The sequence below is a fragment of the Terribacillus halophilus genome (assembly GCF_900101385.1).
GTDB classification, from domain to species: Bacteria; Bacillota; Bacilli; order Bacillales; family Amphibacillaceae; genus Terribacillus; species Terribacillus halophilus.
The window spans coordinates 36,802-54,313 of record NZ_FMZB01000015.1; the positions used below are offsets into that span (position 1 = coordinate 36,802).

Here is a 17,512-nt window from a genome sequence, read left to right on the forward strand (position 1 = left end):
ATTTCACTCCTCCTTCATTATCACTGCATGACATTCCTGCGGATTAATCAGGCGTGGATTTTCTCCCATTCACTCAAATACATTCTTGCAGTTACATTATTTGGGTTTGCTATTTTCGTGATAAGCTCCAGACTATTTCCATCCAAATCATTGAAGTGGATCTTCGCATGTGCCATTCCATCATGAGCCATCACAAATGGCTCATGAGGACCAAAACCGAATGCCTCCCTTGGCTGATATCCTCTCTCTTTTAACCATCCAGATGCATGCTTCAAATTTTCCAAGCTCACTTGAAATGCGACATGTCTGATTGACGGGTGATATTCAAGCTCTGCTTTATCCGATTCCCAGAGACCGAGCCAGCTATGGTCTTTTTTGATCCAAAAGAAAGCTAATCTATCTTCATGGATATGGGAAAGCTCGAGTCCAAGTCCTTCATAAAATTCAATAGATTTCTTCAGATTGCTTACAGGTAAATGTGCTTCGTATAATCCTTCTATCATCTATAACGCTCCTTTCGATTCCCTACCCAAAATATAACAATCACTTGCTCTTTCCAACATGATAAGTGCTTCATACGCATATAGTTTTTATTTATAACTTTCTTGCCTCAATGAAAACTGGCTGTGGACCCACAGCCAACCAGCTTTTCATCCTTCACTTCAGACTTTCCGCCAACTTGGTAAAGATGACTCCAAGAGCATGTGCCCCGGCATCCGGATAACCTAGACTGCGCTCTCCCACCGTACCGGCGCGTCCCATCCGTGCAACAATTTCCCTTGTCTTCCTTGCACCATCAACTGCAGCCTCAGCACCTTTTTGAAAGGCAGTCTTCACATCTTCACCAGAAGCCGCACTCTGCTGCCAGCTGTCTGCACATGGAGCAAGAGCATCGATCAATGTCTTATCGCCCACTTCCGCACCGCGGCCGAAGGAACGTTCCCCAATATCCTGAATAGCTGCTACAACACGTTGCAGCGTATCAGCGAATTCCGTTACAGAAAGCTCCTGCTTGCCTTCTGCCGCTTTCCCTGCAGCTCGGAAAGCACCGCCCCATATCGGGCCAGATGCACCTCCGCAATGCTCCATGATCACCATGGAAGCACCGTCGAGGAAGCTCGCAATTGTCAGATTGTCTTGATCGAGAATCTGCTTCCACTCCCGTTTCAATTGACGGAAGCCTTTTGCCACACTATTTCCAAAATCACCATCTCCTGCGTGCGTATCCAGCTTATTGAACGCCGCTTCATTCTCAATGATGATTTCACTCATTTTATCAATTAAGTAAACGACGTTTTCCAGCGTGATGGAATCTTCTTTTACTTGTGCATACGAGCTGTCTGTTTCCACGTGGAAAGAAGCATCCGCATCTCCACCTGATACTTCCAACTCATCAAACGCCGGCTGCTCCAGTGGTCCATCGATTTTAAAAGCAGGTGTATCTGAATGGCTGGAAAGTAATGTACGCAACTCATCGTCAAGCGACATGATGGTCACCGAAACACCGGCCATATCGATACTAGTCATATAATTGCCGACGAATATCCGGTTTAATTTAATATTGCGCTCTGCCAGCTCCCGATTGACTGACTGGTTGAACAAGTACAGCTCCTGCAATGGCGTCCCGCCGAATCCATTGATCAGCAATGCTGCCTCTTCTTCAGGCTGCCCCTCTTTCAGCAAGTCATCGACCATGCGTTTTGCCAGCTCATCCGCTGACAGCACCTTTTCGCGTCTTATCCCTGGCTCACCATGGATACCGACACCGTACTCCATTTCATCCTCTGCCAGTTCGAAGGTCGGCTCGCCTCCAGGCAAGGTACAGGATGTCAAGGCTACGCCGATGCTGCGCGTCCGGGAAACAGCCTTCTCGGCAACTGTCTTTACTTGCTGCAAGTCGCGTCCCTCGGCAGCTGCTGCACCAGCAACCTTATGTACAAGGACAACACCAGCAACACCGCGTCTTCCGACTGTATATAGGCTATCCTCCACAGCGATATCATCATCCACTTTTACATAATCCACTTCCAGCCCATCTTCCTTAGCCAAGTGCGCTGCATTCTTGAAGTTCATGATATCCCCGCTGTAATTTTTAATGATGAGCAAGGTGCCCTTCTCACCCGCCGTCTCTTTGATTGCTTGATACACTTGAATTTGGGAAGGTGAGGCGAACATATCACCGCATATCGCGGCATCCAGCATACCTTCTCCTACAAAACCGGCATGCGAAGGTTCATGCCCACTGCCGCCACCACTGATCAGCGTCACCTTATCCGTTTGCGGTCGTTTCCTTTTAATCACTTTGTACTTTTTCAATAACTCGAGTTCCGGATGCGCCAATACCAATCCATGGCACATTTCCAAGACGACATCCTCTGGCTGATTGATGATCTTCTTCATCGGTTATCCTCCTCTTATATAAGCAAAAGTGTCTATCTTCCTTCAGCTTAACAGAACGAACCAACAATTGCACAAACTAGGTTGACAAGTCTGAAGATTTTGGATACAATCACAAAAAAAATAGTTTTCTTATCAAGAGAGGCGGAGGGACTGACCCAGTGAAGCCTCGGCAACCGACTGTAAACAGCACGGTGCCAATTTCAGAAGGATGAATAAATCCTGAAGATGAGAAGCGTGTACGGATGGCAGTTACATATCCGCGGCCCTTCTCTTTTATGGAGAAGGGCTGTTTTCGTATACGTCTTGATAAGCAAACTCTATTGGAGGATAAACATGACAGAGAATGTGAAATTTGCTTATTGGGTACCGAATGTGAGCGGCGGGCTGGTCATTTCCAAATTGCCGCAAAAGACGGATTGGAGCTTTGAAGCGAACAAACGCTACGCGCAAATCGCCGAACAGAATGGCTTTGAATACGCCTTGCTGCAAACACGTTTCATCGCAAGCTATGGGGCGGATAAACAGCTGGAGGCGATAACGCTTGCTTCTGCCCTTGCAAGCGTCACAGAAAAACTGAACCTTATTTCCGCTGTCCACCCTGGGCTTTGGCATCCTGGTGTCTACGCGAAGATGCTTGCCACTTTGGATCATATCAGCGGCGGCCGGGCGGCTGTCAATATCGTCAGCGGCTGGTTCAAACAAGAATTCATCAGCTACGGCGAGCATTGGCTCGATCATGACGAACGCTATCGACGTTCCGAGGAATTCATCCGCGTGCTTCGGTCATTGTGGGAAGAAGAACAAGCTACTTATCGGGGAGACTTTTATCGATTGACGGATGCCCCATTAAAGCCAAAGCCGGTGAATCAGATTCCGATATTCCAGGGCGGCAATTCAGACGTGGCCAGGGATATGGCAGCCCGCGTGTCGGATTATTACTTTATGAACGGCAATACGCTGGAGGGCTTCAAGCAACAAATTGAAGATGTTAAAGCCCGGGCAGCCAAAGAAGGCCGCGAAGTGAAATTTGCCGTAAACGGCTTTGCCATCGTCCGGGACACAGAAGAAGAAGCTGTATCCCTCCTTCGTGATATTGTCACGCATGCCGATAACGAAGCCGTCGAAGGTTTCCGGAAATCCGTCAAGGATGCAGGCCAAGCAACTCACACCAAACAAGGCATGTGGGCAGACTCCTCTTATAAAGATCTTATCCAATATAATGATGGCTTCAAAACCGGCCTTATTGGCACAGCCGAACAAGTTGCCGAACAAATCATCCGATTGAGAGAAATCGGTGTCGACCTTGTCCTGACCGGTCACTTTCATTATGAAGAAGATTTGGAGCGCTTCGGTCGTGAAGTCATTCCGCTCGTTCGTGCAAAGGAAGCAGCTCTGACGAATGTGAAACAGCCCACGTAATGTGGGCTGTTTACTTATTTACAGGAACAATCACTTTAAATCGCTTTTACAAAATCAAACCAAACCGGCATGGACGGAATCCGCCCTACCTACTTTACAATAGCCATTTGCTTCATAAAAAGGAACCAAGCATGTCAACGTAGCTCTCTGCCTTTGATAACTCACACACTTTTTCCAGTTCGTTTAACCGCTCTGCTACCATCCCTTTCCCTCTCAAATTTTCTGTATCCATCAATTCTCTAATTTTGGATGTGGTACAGTAAAATGGATATCCTTATATTTCTCTCCTGCCATTTAAAAATATAGACTATAATAGCGGTAGTAGATAAGGAGTGGTTGTATGCATGTAAAAGACTATCTAGTAAGCCGCTTTCCCGACCTTGAACTGGTTCCTAGTATTTACGGTAATTGGCATACTGGCATTCATATGGAGCTCGGCGGAGATATCATCAATTGCTGGACGATGACCAGCTCAATATGGATCGCTTCCATCTCGTCTATCATCAAACATTGATTATTTTCAACCGTTTATTCGATGCAGATGATGAGCTCTATCTTGTTGCCAATCTGTATAAGATGAAAAATACGAGAATAAAGAAAACGCGTACGATGAAACCTTATGTAAAAAAGAAAGATTTGCTCTATCAGATTCAGGTACAGACTTTGCCTTATCCTTTTGAAATCGAAGAGGAAGATGAAAAGCTTTTTGAATACCAGCAGCTTTCCCTGTGTTGTAAACCAGCTGATATCCAGATTCCCGCTATCCTTCAAGCTGCATGCAACGAAGACTTTCCTCCTCTCAAACCAAGATTCAAAAGCTATGTCAGCTATCCAGATATCTTTTTTGTCAACAAAAGCAAGGATATCATCTTCTTTGTATATGATGATCGAGGATGCGAGGTGATTGCCAAAGAGCAAGCGGCGCTCGACATCCTATCAAGCGACCTAGCCCCCTATAGATATGATGAAAAGACAGGGGGCTAACATCCTCCTGTTTTCTTACATGTCAGATAGATTATATTAGATTAGCTACATCAAAGTATTCTAATAATGTAACCTTGCGTCCTTCCCTATCCCATTTGTGATACTGCTCAAATACTTTCCATACATTGTTATCAAACTTTTTCTCGACCAGATACCTAACAGTAAAACCGCTCCGCCAGTAATCGTACATAATACTAGTTAAGCTGCCCTCATAGGAACTACTGCCGAAATCCTCCAAGGAATGATTTCCGTATTTGTCTTTAAAAATATTTATCAGTTTATATTCTATATTGCTGATATCCATAAACTCCTGCTCTGCTAACAGATATTTTCTGGATAAATAATCGCACATGCCTTCCTCGAACCAAATGCCGTCTTCTCGAACATCATCGAATTCATCCAAAAACAAATCAGAATGATGGGTTAATTCATGCCCTGCTATCGCCAGAACTTGATTGCTGGTGATCTGCTCATAGAATGCCTTTATTTCCGGATAATCAAGTCCTTCAAGCTGCTCGATAAAAAGTCTTTTCCATGCTGTAAGCTCCGGCGTCATATAGATGATACCCTTATTCGTAAAGGCTGGAATCGGCACTTCAGAAAACACCGATGTAGCCAGTTCAGGAGTTGTCCAGACGATCGCCTTTGGCAAGTCGATCAATTGATAATCTGTTTGCAATATACGCTGATAGACCGATAATTTTTCTTTGAACTCCTCTGTCAGGCGTTGATAATCGTTGTAATCCTCTGTATTCTCCAGAGAAAAAATATGCCTCATTCAAAAAAACTCCTTAGCTAATAGATTCACCCTAACATTAACATAATTATCCATAAAACAAATTGAATATATAACAAAACCTAACAATAAAAGTCCCGTTTCGCACCCTATGTCTATGTTAAAATAAGTGAACGTGCATTTCACTCTATCAATAAGGAACGGGAAACGATATGAATAAAAAAGACATCGCAACTATCCGGAGACAATTCAAAAAAGGCAATGATAAGCTCAAAATCTCAAATATATTCAATGTATATATCATGAAAGAATCCAGCGACATTTATCATCACGAAAGCATGCCATTCGGTATGCTGGATGAAGACCAGCAGGAGCTCTTCCTTGGCAATTTCAAAAAAGTACTGGCTGGACAGCTGGATGAAAAACTATTCGAACTGAAATTCAAACGTGATGCAGAGGACAGCAGTCAATTCATCCTGCATCGCGGCCTGCTCACGAATGATGTCGAGGAATGGACAAATGATATGCTGAAGCTTGTTGCAAAGATGCTGCAGGACAGGCAGTATGAGCATGATGTTGTCATTAGCTTCATCAAGGCAGAATACCTGAAAGCCCAGAAACGGCAAAGTGAGGAAGCAGAGGAAAACGCGAATGACACGATGTATTCCCACCAATTCCTGCTTTGCAGCATCAATAAAACACAGGAACCAAAGAAAGAACTCGAATTTGATTATGTGGAAAGAGAATTCAAATACAATGTCACAGTAAACCCTGTAATCAACCTGCAAGCGCCGCTAACAGGATTTTTGTTCCCTTGCTTCAACGACAGCGCCGCTGACGTGAATCATGTGCTGTACTCCACAGCAAAAGCATTCGAGCCGGATACCGCATTTATCGAGGACGTTTTAAATGCTGAAGAAATCATGACAGCAAGAGATGATAAAAGCGTCTTTGAAGAGATAGTCAAAGATATCACTGGCGATCAGCTTAATACCTCCGCCCTTGCAAGTGTATATGAGGAAATAAATCGTGTAGTAGAAGAGAATGAAGAAGACGAAGCACCAAAGCTTGATCGACAGGATATCCAACGCGTCCTGACAATGAGCGGCGTAGAAGACGTGACCCCAGAAAAAGTGGAAACCGCTTATCAAAAAGTCATTGATGATGAGAAATATGAAATGAAAGCCACCAGTGTGTTGCCCAAGTACAATTCCAAATCCATCAAAATCAAAACGAAGGTTGCCAATATTGCAATCAGCCCGGAAGATCTGCGTTACGTACGGCAAGTTGTCTTCAACAATAAACGCTGCATCATGATTGAAGTTGAGGAAGATACCGTCATTGAAGGATTCAAGATGGCAGAAGAAGCTTTGATAAATAAGGTTAATAGAGAAGAAGAAGCTGAACAGTTATAAAGAAAGGATGCTGCGCCATGCAGCATCCTTATTTGTAATTAAGCTTTCGCTTTCTTTCTTTTGATGATAAAGAGACCTGCACCTGCTGCCAGCAATACCACTCCCGCCAGCATGTACGTATACATGTTCGTTGCCGTGTTCGGCAGCTTATTTCCACTGCTGATTGGGCTCGTCTTGTCATCAGAGACTTTTACAATGCTGCCACCTGAGTTGCTGCCGTTGCCGTTATTATTTTGGCTGCTTGGCGGTGGTGTGCTGTCTTTATCGTCTTGATTATTTTTATCTTCGTCTTTCGGTTTATTGTCATCTTTTGGATTTTCCTGTGGCTTGTCGTCTCCTGGATTTTCCTCTTTATCACCGTCACCATTTGGATCTGGAGTTTCTTCTTTCGGTTCCTCTGGTGGTTCTGTCGGCTCCGGCTCTTTGCCTTCCAGATCCGTAATACGTCCCTCAATGACCGGGTTCACTTCACCATTCAAGTCCTCCACCATATAATCACGGAATTGCTCCCAGTCTATTTCCCCAAGGTCTTGCACACGGCCATCCGCATATGCTTGGGCAAATACATCGTAACCATCTCCGCCTTTTGCTGTGAAGTTATTCGTTGTTACAGCGTACATCTGACCAGGCTGGATATCTGCATACCCGTCCCCATCTTTCACTTGTATGCTTACAACACGGGAACCTGCTTCCTTCGTACTATCATAAGTGAACTTCATGCCGGAAACCTGCAGGAAGCCGCCGCTTTCTGCAGGAGCTAAATGGACGCTGTATTCCAGGATCTGTTTTATTTCATCACCGCTCAGCTGCACGACAGCAGGGTCATTACCAAATGGCAATACAGCAATCACTTCCCCGACTGTGATCGGACCTTGATCGATTGCTGCACGGATGCCACCGCCATTTTGCATGGCAATCGAAACTTCCGGCATTTTTTCCTGTGCTTTGGCAAGCATCGCATCCGTGATTAAGTTACCTAGTTCTGTTTCATCAGCCCGGACACTCACGTCACTATCAGAAAGTCTTGGATTCAGAAGAGGTTTCAGGGCAACAGCGCCTATTTCCTCGTTGGAAACTTGATCGACTTCATTCTTATACGAAGCAAGCACACTTACTGCATCCGGATCTGCTTGCTTTTCCGTGACGTCGATCAAACGCCCTTCATACCCTACGACTTGCCCTTGATCATTGAACTCGACATCTAATTCCCCGAGGTTTTCAGCATATTGATAGGCCTGTACAATGATAGTGGGATCTTTTGCCTCGCCGTTTTCATCCGTATTGACTACAGTTGGCTGCTCCAATTTTGTATGGGAATGACCCCCGACGATGACATCGATGCCATCGACTTGCTCTGCCAGCATCAGATCATTACCCACTGCAGGGTTGCTGTCATAGCCGATATGGGTAAGCGCCACAATCTTGTCTACGCCCATTTCCTCAAAAGCAGATACTGCTCGTTCTGCTTCTGCAGCGTAATTGGAGATTTTTGCGTTAACCGGGCTGGAAGTTTCCAGTGTTTCCTCAGTTGTCAGCCCAAAAATACCTATCTTCTCCCCGTTTATTTCTTTCACCATACCGTCATACACTGTGCTATCCTGTGCTTCTTCTGTGAACGTATTACTCACCTTGTTTCCAACATAAGCATCCCCAGAAAAATCGACGTTGGCAGAGACGAATGGGAAGTTAGCTCCTGCAATGAACGCAGATAGCGACTTATGACCATTTTCACTGGAGCCCAAATCGAATTCATGGTTCCCGAACGTCATCGCATCAATATCCATCATATTCATAAGTGCCAAATCAGCTTGTCCTTTGAACTGGTTAAAATAAAGTGTTCCCGAAAAAACATCTCCTGCGTTGAATAGTAATGCATCCGGATTTTCCGCACGCACTTCCTTAATCGCAGTAATCATATTCGGCAGCGGCTCCACATGTGCATGTGTGTCGTTCATATGCATGATTGTCAACGAGAAGTTTTCTCCGTTCCCATCATCTGCGTATGTACTAGTAGGTAAAACAATTGATGATAGGATTGTAATAATTGCAGCAACACTCAGCGAAAATCTTAAACGCTTCTTATACATCATATTTTAGATACCCCCAAATAAATAATAAAGTCGACAGATTATACAAATATCTGCCCTGCTGCATTTGTCGACTCTTCTCTATCAGTGTAGAGAATTACTATTAATTTATCATTAAGAGATTGTGAATATCTAAAAATATTTAAAAATCTACAAAATGATTAACATCGGACCATTAAATGGAATAAAGAACCATATATTTATGACATTTGTATTATTTATATATATGCAATTTAGAAAAAGTGGTATTAGCCCGACACATATTATGGTAACTTAATATTTGTAATTTACTTATTTTACATATTTTTCATAAGGAGGAAATACGATGAAAAGAGTGATAAAGTGGATGATCTGGGCATGTCTAGCCGTGATCTTAAGTACGCTGCCATTCAATCAAACTGTCCACGCAGAAAACAACTATAACTTGACAGGCTTTGCCCAAGGTACAACAGGGGGCGGTGTGCTGGAAGAGACCGATCCAGCGTACAAAAAAGTGTATAATGCGACCGATCTTGCCAAAGCATTAAAAAAAGGCTCCAATGTAAAAGTTATCGAAATCATGAATGACCTGGATCTGGGATGGAATGAACTTCCTTCTTCTGCCAAGACATCGCCATTCTCTCAGCATAATACACCGCTGACACATCCTGTGTTGAAAGAGAGCGGTGTAAGCAAACTTGCAATCGACAGCTTCGATGGATTGACGATTTTCTCAAAGAATGGCTCCAAGATAAAACACGCGGGCATCATCATCAAACGAAGCAAAAACATCATCATACGCAATTTGGAATTTGATGAGCTCTGGGAATGGGATGAATCCACAAAAGGAGACTATGATAGGAACGATTGGGACTACATCACGATTGAAGGTGCAAGCGAAGGAGTCTGGATCGACCATAGCACTTTCAATAAAGCCTATGATGGAATTGTTGATGTTAAAAAAGGCAGCAATGGCGTCACCATTTCATGGTCCGCATTCAAAGGGGATGACAAGGGCTCCAATAGCTGGGTGACGCAGCAAATCAATGCTATGGAAAAGAATAAAGCGTCCTACCCAATGTATGGATATCTTCGCAGCAGTGCAGTCGGCCTGAGCAAGAACGATATCATCGATATTGCTGCCGGACAAAAGAAATCCCATCTGATCGGAGCCTCATCCTTCGCATCTGATAATGCCGATCTGGAAATCACGCTTCATCATAATTATTACGAAAATATACAGGATAGGATACCGCGTCTTCGAGGCGGTAATGCCCATGCCTACAATATCGTCATGAACAATACAGGACTTGTAGAAGCCAAAAACAGAATTACATCCAGCATGAGTAAAGCGATTAAATCGAAAGGCTATCACTTTACTGTTACAAATAATGGTGCCATCTCCACAGAAGGCGGTGCCTTGCTTTTGGAGAAATCAGTAATCAAGGATGTCACACAGCCGATGAAAAACAATCAGAAGGATGCCGCCGATAGTTCTTATACCGGAAAAATACTAGCGCTGGATACGATCTACAGTAATGACGGCGATACATTCCGCGGCGACAGTACAACTAGCGGAAGTCCGCTGGCTCCGGAGCCGGCGCCGGCGATCACCTTCTCCTGGAATGGATTCAGCAAACTTCCATACAGCTATAGTACAGACGACCCGGCGAACTTGATTAATCAACTCACTGCATCTGATGGTGCCGGTGCTGGAAAGCTGAATCGCAGCGTATTTGATTGGATGGATACAAAGTAAATAATAGAAAAAATCACCTAAAAAAGAGCTAGGTACCAATTAGATGGTGCCTAGCTCTACTATTAATATGCATGTTCAGTTAAGGCCATGCCTTAACTGAACATCTTCATTCAGCCTCCGTCAATTCCTTCGCTGCCTCATAGAATATCTCCGTCGCCTTAGCTATATCCCTTGAATCCGACCATTCTTCCGGACAGTGACTCAGCCCGGCTTTACTTGGAATGAATAACATCCCAACATCGGTGAAATCAGAAAAGATCATCGCATCATGTCCCGCTCCGCTATTGATGGAGCAATAGGAAGCATCACTCATACTGCTCTTTTCTTTTAATAGTGTTCTGATATTTTCATTCAGCAACTTAGGCTGAATGTAAAGCTGCTCTTCAGCCAGGGCCTTAATTCCATTCCCTTGATGGTCGTTTATGCAATCCTTCATTTTCACAATCACGTTTTGCACGTTTTCTTCATTTCCGGATCGGATATCAACCGTAAATACAACTTTATCTGGAATAACATTTGCTCCATTGGGAAAGACATGAAGACGTCCTGTCGTAAGTACGGTACCATTTCCTTCTTCAATCGCGAGTGCAGGCAGTTGACTGATGATTTTTGCTGCAGTAACCAAAGCATCTGCGCGGCGGTCCATTGGAGTTGTTCCAGCATGTCCCGCCTGCCCTTTCACTGTCACTTCATATTGAGTCAAACCTACAATTGCTTCAACAACACCGATTTGGATGCTTTTCTCCTCTAATATTGGCCCCTGCTCAATGTGCAATTCAAGAAAAGCCTTCATTGTTTTTGGATCTCTTCCTTTTGGCAGCGATGGGTTTAAGCCTATCTTCCGCATTGCTTCTACTGTAGAGATCCCATCCCTATCCTTTAAACTGTTAAAATCAGCTTCACTCAGCAAACCAGTGATTCCTCGTGAACCCATCAATCCGCCGCCAAAGCGTGATCCCTCTTCCTCCACTAGCGCCACGATTTCAAGCGGGTATGTTGGCTTCAATCCATTCTTTTTAAAAAGGTCCGCCACCTCAAGAGCTGCCACTACTCCAGCAGGACCATCATATGCCCCTCCATTTGGCACAGAATCAAAATGTGAACCAATCATTACACTGGGAGCATCCGGTAAGGTACCTTCCAGCTTCCCGAATATATTGCCAAAACCATCTTCGACTACTTTCAAACCGGATGCTTGCATTTGTTCTTTGATATAATTGCGGGCTTGTAAATCTTCCCCGCTGTATGTGAGCCGAGTGGTACCATTGCCAGGTGTGGCGGTAAACTGTTCCAATGCCTCGATGTGTTTTTCAATACGTTCCTTTATTTCACTCATTCTTTCCATACCTCCATTATAAGAAACCGACGAAGATTCCTGCTAATACAACTGATACGATGGTGACTGTGATGAACCCCCCGACAAGCATCGGCGGAAGCATACGGCTCGTTAATACTTCTCTTTCCTTTTCATCTTCGGTCAAAGACTTGATTACTTCGTTTGTAATAATATAATCCGCCGGGAAACCGTAAAGTGCCGTCAGGGAAACAGCAAATGCCATATTCTTGCTGACTCCTAAAATCTTACCGGCAATGAAGGAAAAGATATACATCCCGATGAGTCCTATCACAATAGTTCCGATTAACGGATACAAGATTTCAAGCATCATGCTTGGAGTCGCCTGATTCAAACCGTCAAAGATGAATAACATCAATACTAAAATGGCAATTCCAAAACCATTCGCTTTTTGTAATGCCTGTTTTTCTAGGAAACCGACACTGGAAGCAATTACCCCAAACAACAGACAAAGCACGAACGGACTGATTTCCACAATTGGCGCCAGGGCAGTGGAGACAAGATACGCCGCATAAGAAACTAGTGCCAGCTTGAAAAACTTGAAGAAATCAGTGTTGTACTTATCAGGCAATCTCCATCGCGATGGAGCTGCTTCAACAGTGGCAGCCGTTTCTTCTTTTACCTTATCAGTCACATCTGTTTTTAGCTCGCCATTCCGATACAACTTCAGCAGTCGTTTCCCTTCCTTTTTCAGCACTACAGCCGTAATCGGATAGCCAGCAAATCCTTGTATCACGTAAATGACAATAGCAAAAACAGCTAACGACGAAAGCCCTGCCGCACTAGCTGCGTCAGACATGATCAAAGAGGACACCACCCCGCCGACTAAAGGCGGAATTGCCACGACCATCGTGTTGAAGCCGAATATCACTGTTCCGACAGTCATCAATAAAGCAACGATACCTAAAATACCAGACAATGCAATCACAATCGTTTTCCATTGTACTTTCAATTCTTTAAGGGAAAGCAAAGTACCCATATTGGTAATCAATAAGTACATCATCATCGTCGCCACAACTGGAGGCACACCTGCCAGCGACACGATATCTTTCGGGAAAAATGTCCAATATCCTAAGAGAAATAATATCGCACAAACGAAGACAGACGGCACCCAAGCTTTCGTTCGCACGGCAACCAGATCTCCAATGAATAAAATAAGGGTAAGTATGACTAATGCTAATAATTGCGACATGAGAGTCTCCTAACTACTTGATGTATTTTTCCATATATCGGAATATAGAATATTCAAATATATCAAACATGTTAGAATGATAATATAATTGTAGTTTTCAGTCAATTCAATTTAGTAATTTCTAAAGATATTAATGTTCAAACTAAATAGCAAAGACAGGATGTGTTGCACATCCTGTCTAATCTTCTTTCTCATACCAAATCTTTGTAAAATCAATCCACCCAAGAGAATTAAAATGCACATCTTTCACATAACTAGGATAAAAAGCAAACTGTTTTATCTTATAAAGGTGAATATGCCCATATTCATCATTGAGCTCATCTTCCAATTCACATAATCTGCGAATCGTTCTTCGTTCATTTTCACTCATTTCCGGTAAGCGAAACACGACATTCTGCGGTAAGTGATAGCGCAATAAACTATGGTTTCCATTGAAAGCAGCCAAATACGTATAAAGATCGTTTTCGTAGGTCAGATGTTCTCCTAAAAGAAAATCCGACTCTTCAAGGGGAAGTTCTTGCAGCTGTTCATATGAGCAGATCAATATGTGTAAATTTATACCTTCTTCCAACAGCTTTTTTTGTATCCAGCTGGCATCTGTTTCATTACCAGCTCCTTGATAACTCATTAAGGTAAGGGTTTCCCCCATATACTTGCTGCTGGCCAGTGCTGACCTCCCGACTTCTCTGGATGTGAAAATGTCTTCGTTCTTAAACTTTTCAACAAGACGAGATGCTTTTTTATAACGTGTACCACCTAAGTCTTTTATTATTTGTTCAGGTGCTAAAAAGTGATAGATTGCCTTTCTTAACATTCGATCCTCGGCAAGTAATCCTTTTTGTAAGTTAAGTGTAAGCAACTTGCTGCCCCTGTCTAAAAAAGTATATTCCTCGAAGCTCTGTATTGTTCTCCCTATATAGGGATAATGATAGAAATTCATTTCCTGATTGCTAATATGGCTGTCAAGAACAGTATGATTATCATAGAGTGCGGGTAGAAAGTACAAGTTGATTTCATCTAAAAATGGGCGCCTTAAGAAATAATCATCAAATACTTTTAATTTTAATTTTTCTTCATTATTTTCAACTATCCGGTAAGGACCAGTGCCAATTTGTTTTTCTTCAGCATTATCGTTACTTGCCGGCACAATACTTCCCCCTAAACAAGAGGCTAAATGTAAGAAGATATGACAAGGCTTATGAAACAAAAATTCGACTGCGTATCTATGGAGACTGTTAACTGCTGATAAATTCTGTACGATCCATTGATAAGGGGATGATCCATCCCGATGTCGAAGAAAACTATAACACACATCATCGGCTGTCATCTCTTTACCATTGTGAAAACGAACTCCTTTTTGTAAATAAAAGGTCCACTTGGTATAGTCTTGATTATGTTTCCAATGATGAGCGAGATGAGGGTGAAATTCGTTTGCATCTTCTTTAAATACAACGAGCGGACTGAATATGTGTCGCATCATATGATTTTCCGAACGCCGGCAAACTTTGGCTGGATCTAATCTCGGCAGCGGGCGGTACGATGGAAATTGAAGCTTTGCAATTTCATTTTCTTCTGCATATGTTGCTTCATTAAGATAGCTACGGAAAACCCAATCTATAAATTCCTGCTGTACCGATTTGTTTACATGTTGGTTCATTAAAAATTGAAGGGAGGAGTCAATGCTATTAGGACTTAGTAAGGCTTTTGCCTTCTCCGTGATAATCGAGTCCATATCTTTTAATAGTTTAATTGTTGAACAATTCCCTCTCCCCTTGCCTGGAACCCATTCAATCCATTGCAAAGCCTCTAATTTACGAATGATTATCTTCGCATTTCTAACAGAGCAGGACAGGATATCCGATATTTCGGCCATCTTAACTTCCAGTACTTTATCGGTGCAGTGCAACTCTCTGTATAACATTTCATAATGCTCAATTATTGTCATAAGACCAACCTTCCTAAAAAGGGGAAAAGAGTTAAAGAGAATTATACACTTTTTTTCCTCTTTTCAAAAGGTACACTAAAATGCAGGAGGGTGAATTTATGAGATTGGTAATTGCTTCATGGAATAAAGAAAAAGTACAGCAGATTAGAGCTTTTTTTAGTAATATTCGTTTAAATACGACTGTCATTGCACAAAACATCCATGATGTTGAGGAAAGTAAACTTACTTTTAGCGGCAATGCACATGTAAAGGTTGAAGCAGTAAAGGCACATTACCCAAATGACATTATATTAGGAGAAGACTCAGGATTATCGGTAGACTGCCTTAATGGTTTCCCAAGCGTAAAAACTGCTCGCTTTTTCCCTGGAACAGATAAAGATCGAGCCAACGAGCTTCTCCGCATGCTGGAAGATGTTCCTTCAAGTAAAAGAAGGGCAAATTTCACAAGCAGTGTAGCGATATTATTTCCCAATGGAGAAATGACCGATTGTCATGGGAGCATGCATGGATGGATTACCACAAGCAGCAAAAGGGATATCCGAGGATACGGTGATATATTTTTGCTTAGCGACGGAAAGGCTCTTTCTGATTTTGAGGAAGATAGTCTATCCCCCTTCCTTCATCGAAACCAATCTTTATACCAGGCACAACAGCACATACTTGAATGGATGGGAAAACAAAATCTATGAATCCATCAAAAAATAAAGTAATCGGAATTGCACTAATCACAGCTATTGCTTTACTCGGGGATGCTTTGTTCATTATTGTGTTACCCCTTCAATGGCAAGAATTCGGATTGATTTCTATTTGGCAAGTCGGCCTCTTGCTTTCCATCAACCGTTTTATCCGTCTGCCCATAAATCCATTAGTCGGGATGTTCTATCAGCGCTTCCAGTTGAGGACTGGTATCTTGATTTCTTTGATTATTGCAGTCTTTACAACAGCCAGCTATGGTTTCTTTAAAGAGTTCTGGCTCCTTTTCACCATGCGTGCATTATGGGGAGTCGCATGGTCTTTTCTAAGGATAGGTGGTTATCTGACCGTCATTGAAACTACGACCGAAGCCAACCATGGGAAAAATGTCGGACTTTACAATGGCTTATGGGGTCTGGGTGGCCTAGTTGGCATGCTTGCAGGTGGAATCTTGGTTGATCAGTCTTCCATTAAAATGGTGACAACGTTGTTTTCTCTCATAGGCATACTTACAATACCCGCTGTTATATATTTTGTGCCAAGTACAAAAAACAACTCTAAACAAATACAAGACAAAGCACATGTAAAAGAATGGATTAACCCTTATATTACATTGGTCCTTATAACTGGTGCGGTGATGGGATTCATTGTATTCGGTCTATTCGCGTCAACCTTAAGCAGATTGATTGAAGATGCCTATCATGCAGAATGGACAGTTCTGCACGTAACTATTGGAGCAGCTACGCTTACTGGTTTCATACAAGCTTTGCGCTGGGCTTGGGATCCTTTTATCGCTCCAAAGATTGGAGTTTTAATAGATAAAAGAAAGATTCCCGCACACGTGATCTTATTTCCGCTTTTTGCTGGGGGTATCATTATTAGTACCTTAGTCAGCATCAAGACTGTCGGCGTTTTAATTATTTTGCTTCTATTTTTTCAGATGGTTTCCACACTTTTTGTGACAACCACTGATGCTCTAGCAGTAAAAGCTGCAGCTAAATCCGATAAAGTAAAGGTGATGACTGCTTATACAATTGTTATTGACATTGGAGCTGCACTTGGTCCTCTGTTAGCTTTTATCGTGCTGGATATGTATAGCCTTAACTCCATCTACTACCTGTCTGGTATCATTATGATATCGCTGGGAATTAGCTGGTTGGTTTATATACACACACGATTAAGATAAGATGTTTTGCTTTATCAAAAGGCTGCCCTCGTAAAATATCAGCTTATTTTACGAGGGCATGTTCTTTTTGTATAGGAAAGAAACCATATGTAGCTAGTTGAAAAGTAAGGGTATAATGCGGAACTATTTTTCTTCATTCCTCTTTCAATATCTTCACATCAAGATAATAAAAAAAGACCCTGACTTTATGTCAGGATCTCTCTTTTACCGCTTGGCAATGCGGTAATTTAGTGATACCGGTGGCCGGGGTCGAACCGGCACTCCTTACGGAACACGATTTTGAGTCGTGCGCGTCTGCCAATTCCGCCACACCGGCATGTTATAAAATATTCTATGGAGGCGGCAACCGGATTTGAACCGGTG

The 17,512-nt window shown here is 42.9% G+C and carries 14 protein-coding genes, 1 tRNA gene and 1 riboswitch; of the genes, 7 read left to right on the plus strand and 8 right to left on the minus strand.

Going from position 1 to position 17,512, the window contains the following annotated elements; translation table 11 throughout:
• Positions 1-47: 47 nt before the first annotated feature.
• Both BLQ53_RS17730 and dhaK read right to left on the minus strand, forming a co-directional pair.
• A complete protein-coding gene (locus BLQ53_RS17730; RefSeq protein ID WP_093728643.1) occupies positions 48-503 on the minus strand; it encodes a VOC family protein in 456 nt (151 codons plus the stop codon).
• A 154-nt stretch (positions 504-657) separates the two neighbouring features.
• Entirely contained in the window at positions 658-2,400 is a 1,743-nt protein-coding gene (gene dhaK / locus BLQ53_RS17735; protein WP_093728644.1) for a dihydroxyacetone kinase subunit DhaK, read from the minus strand.
• A gap of 126 nt (positions 2,401-2,526) precedes the next feature.
• Positions 2,527-2,632: riboswitch (SAM riboswitch) on the plus strand.
• A gap of 101 nt (positions 2,633-2,733) precedes the next feature.
• On the opposite strand from dhaK, the gene sfnG reads away from it, so the two are divergent.
• The 3 genes from sfnG to BLQ53_RS17745 all read left to right on the plus strand — a co-directional run bounded on the left by sfnG (position 2,734) and on the right by BLQ53_RS17745 (position 4,803).
• Complete coding sequence (gene sfnG, locus BLQ53_RS17740) at positions 2,734-3,819, plus strand: dimethylsulfone monooxygenase SfnG (protein WP_093728645.1); 1,086 nt, start codon at positions 2,734-2,736, stop codon at positions 3,817-3,819.
• 340 nt (positions 3,820-4,159) lie between these two features.
• On the plus strand, positions 4,160-4,333 hold the full coding sequence (locus BLQ53_RS19255) for a hypothetical protein (protein ID WP_244499393.1): 174 nt from the start codon (positions 4,160-4,162) through the stop codon (positions 4,331-4,333).
• A complete protein-coding gene (locus tag BLQ53_RS17745; protein WP_244499394.1) occupies positions 4,273-4,803 on the plus strand; it encodes a DUF3885 domain-containing protein in 531 nt (176 codons plus the stop codon). The genes BLQ53_RS19255 and BLQ53_RS17745 overlap by 61 nt, the downstream gene beginning before the upstream one ends.
• Before the next feature lie 31 nt (positions 4,804-4,834).
• On the opposite strand, the gene BLQ53_RS17750 is transcribed toward BLQ53_RS17745, so the two are convergent.
• Positions 4,835-5,581 carry a hypothetical protein gene (locus tag BLQ53_RS17750; protein ID WP_093728646.1) on the minus strand — a complete coding sequence of 249 codons (747 nt, stop codon included), beginning with the start codon at positions 5,579-5,581 and terminating at the stop codon, positions 4,835-4,837.
• 170 nt (positions 5,582-5,751) lie between these two features.
• On the opposite strand from BLQ53_RS17750, the gene BLQ53_RS17755 reads away from it, so the two are divergent.
• Positions 5,752-6,954: a DUF4317 domain-containing protein gene (locus BLQ53_RS17755; RefSeq protein WP_093728647.1), complete on the plus strand. Its 1,203-nt coding sequence runs from the start codon at positions 5,752-5,754 to the stop codon at positions 6,952-6,954.
• 38 nt (positions 6,955-6,992) lie between these two features.
• On the opposite strand, the gene BLQ53_RS17760 is transcribed toward BLQ53_RS17755, so the two are convergent.
• Entirely contained in the window at positions 6,993-9,044 is a 2,052-nt protein-coding gene (locus BLQ53_RS17760; RefSeq protein WP_093728648.1) for a bifunctional metallophosphatase/5'-nucleotidase, read from the minus strand.
• A 322-nt stretch (positions 9,045-9,366) separates the two neighbouring features.
• Between BLQ53_RS17760 and BLQ53_RS17765 the strand changes: the two genes are divergently transcribed.
• Positions 9,367-10,779, plus strand: coding sequence for a pectate lyase family protein (locus tag BLQ53_RS17765; protein WP_093728649.1), 1,413 nt, complete (start codon positions 9,367-9,369; stop codon positions 10,777-10,779).
• A gap of 106 nt (positions 10,780-10,885) precedes the next feature.
• Here the strand turns inward: BLQ53_RS17765 and BLQ53_RS17770 are convergent, their stop codons facing one another.
• From BLQ53_RS17770 to BLQ53_RS17780, 3 genes are all read right to left on the minus strand, one after another.
• Positions 10,886-12,115 (minus strand): Zn-dependent hydrolase, encoded by a 1,230-nt coding sequence (locus tag BLQ53_RS17770; RefSeq protein ID WP_093728650.1) that lies wholly within the window; start codon positions 12,113-12,115, stop codon positions 10,886-10,888.
• Positions 12,116-12,131: 16 nt separating this feature from the next.
• Positions 12,132-13,325 carry a hypothetical protein gene (locus BLQ53_RS17775; protein WP_093728651.1) on the minus strand — a complete coding sequence of 398 codons (1,194 nt, stop codon included), beginning with the start codon at positions 13,323-13,325 and terminating at the stop codon, positions 12,132-12,134.
• A 178-nt stretch (positions 13,326-13,503) separates the two neighbouring features.
• Positions 13,504-15,270, minus strand: a complete 1,767-nt coding sequence (locus BLQ53_RS17780) for an ABC transporter substrate-binding protein (protein ID WP_093728652.1) — start codon at positions 15,268-15,270, stop codon at positions 13,504-13,506.
• A gap of 98 nt (positions 15,271-15,368) precedes the next feature.
• On the opposite strand from BLQ53_RS17780, the gene BLQ53_RS17785 reads away from it, so the two are divergent.
• Together BLQ53_RS17785 and BLQ53_RS17790 are read left to right on the plus strand one after the other, a co-directional pair.
• Positions 15,369-15,959, plus strand: a complete 591-nt coding sequence (locus tag BLQ53_RS17785; RefSeq protein WP_170829763.1) for a non-canonical purine NTP pyrophosphatase — start codon at positions 15,369-15,371, stop codon at positions 15,957-15,959.
• Complete coding sequence (locus BLQ53_RS17790) at positions 15,956-17,149, plus strand: MFS transporter (protein ID WP_093728654.1); 1,194 nt, start codon at positions 15,956-15,958, stop codon at positions 17,147-17,149. Before BLQ53_RS17785 ends, BLQ53_RS17790 begins: the two co-directional genes overlap by 4 nt.
• Before the next feature lie 234 nt (positions 17,150-17,383).
• Here BLQ53_RS17790 and BLQ53_RS17795 read toward each other — a convergent pair.
• Positions 17,384-17,465 (minus strand) — tRNA-Leu (locus tag BLQ53_RS17795).
• Positions 17,466-17,512 lie beyond the last annotated feature (47 nt).

Coding starts and splice junctions, on each gene's coding strand:
- BLQ53_RS17790 (WP_093728654.1), top strand. CDS start 15,956: ATGAATCCATCAAAAAATAAAGTAATCGGAATTGCACTAATCACAGCT.
- BLQ53_RS17785 (WP_170829763.1), top strand. CDS start 15,369: ATGAGATTGGTAATTGCTTCATGGAATAAAGAAAAAGTACAGCAGATT.
- dhaK (WP_093728644.1), bottom strand. CDS start 2,400: ATGAAGAAGATCATCAATCAGCCAGAGGATGTCGTCTTGGAAATGTGC.
- BLQ53_RS17760 (WP_093728648.1), bottom strand. CDS start 9,044: ATGATGTATAAGAAGCGTTTAAGATTTTCGCTGAGTGTTGCTGCAATT.
- BLQ53_RS17730 (WP_093728643.1), bottom strand. CDS start 503: ATGATAGAAGGATTATACGAAGCACATTTACCTGTAAGCAATCTGAAG.
- BLQ53_RS17780 (WP_093728652.1), bottom strand. CDS start 15,270: ATGACAATAATTGAGCATTATGAAATGTTATACAGAGAGTTGCACTGC.
- BLQ53_RS17770 (WP_093728650.1), bottom strand. CDS start 12,115: ATGAGTGAAATAAAGGAACGTATTGAAAAACACATCGAGGCATTGGAA.
- sfnG (WP_093728645.1), top strand. CDS start 2,734: ATGACAGAGAATGTGAAATTTGCTTATTGGGTACCGAATGTGAGCGGC.
- BLQ53_RS17765 (WP_093728649.1), top strand. CDS start 9,367: ATGAAAAGAGTGATAAAGTGGATGATCTGGGCATGTCTAGCCGTGATC.
- BLQ53_RS17755 (WP_093728647.1), top strand. CDS start 5,752: ATGAATAAAAAAGACATCGCAACTATCCGGAGACAATTCAAAAAAGGC.
- BLQ53_RS17775 (WP_093728651.1), bottom strand. CDS start 13,325: ATGTCGCAATTATTAGCATTAGTCATACTTACCCTTATTTTATTCATT.
- BLQ53_RS19255 (WP_244499393.1), top strand. CDS start 4,160: ATGCATGTAAAAGACTATCTAGTAAGCCGCTTTCCCGACCTTGAACTG.
- BLQ53_RS17750 (WP_093728646.1), bottom strand. CDS start 5,581: ATGAGGCATATTTTTTCTCTGGAGAATACAGAGGATTACAACGATTAT.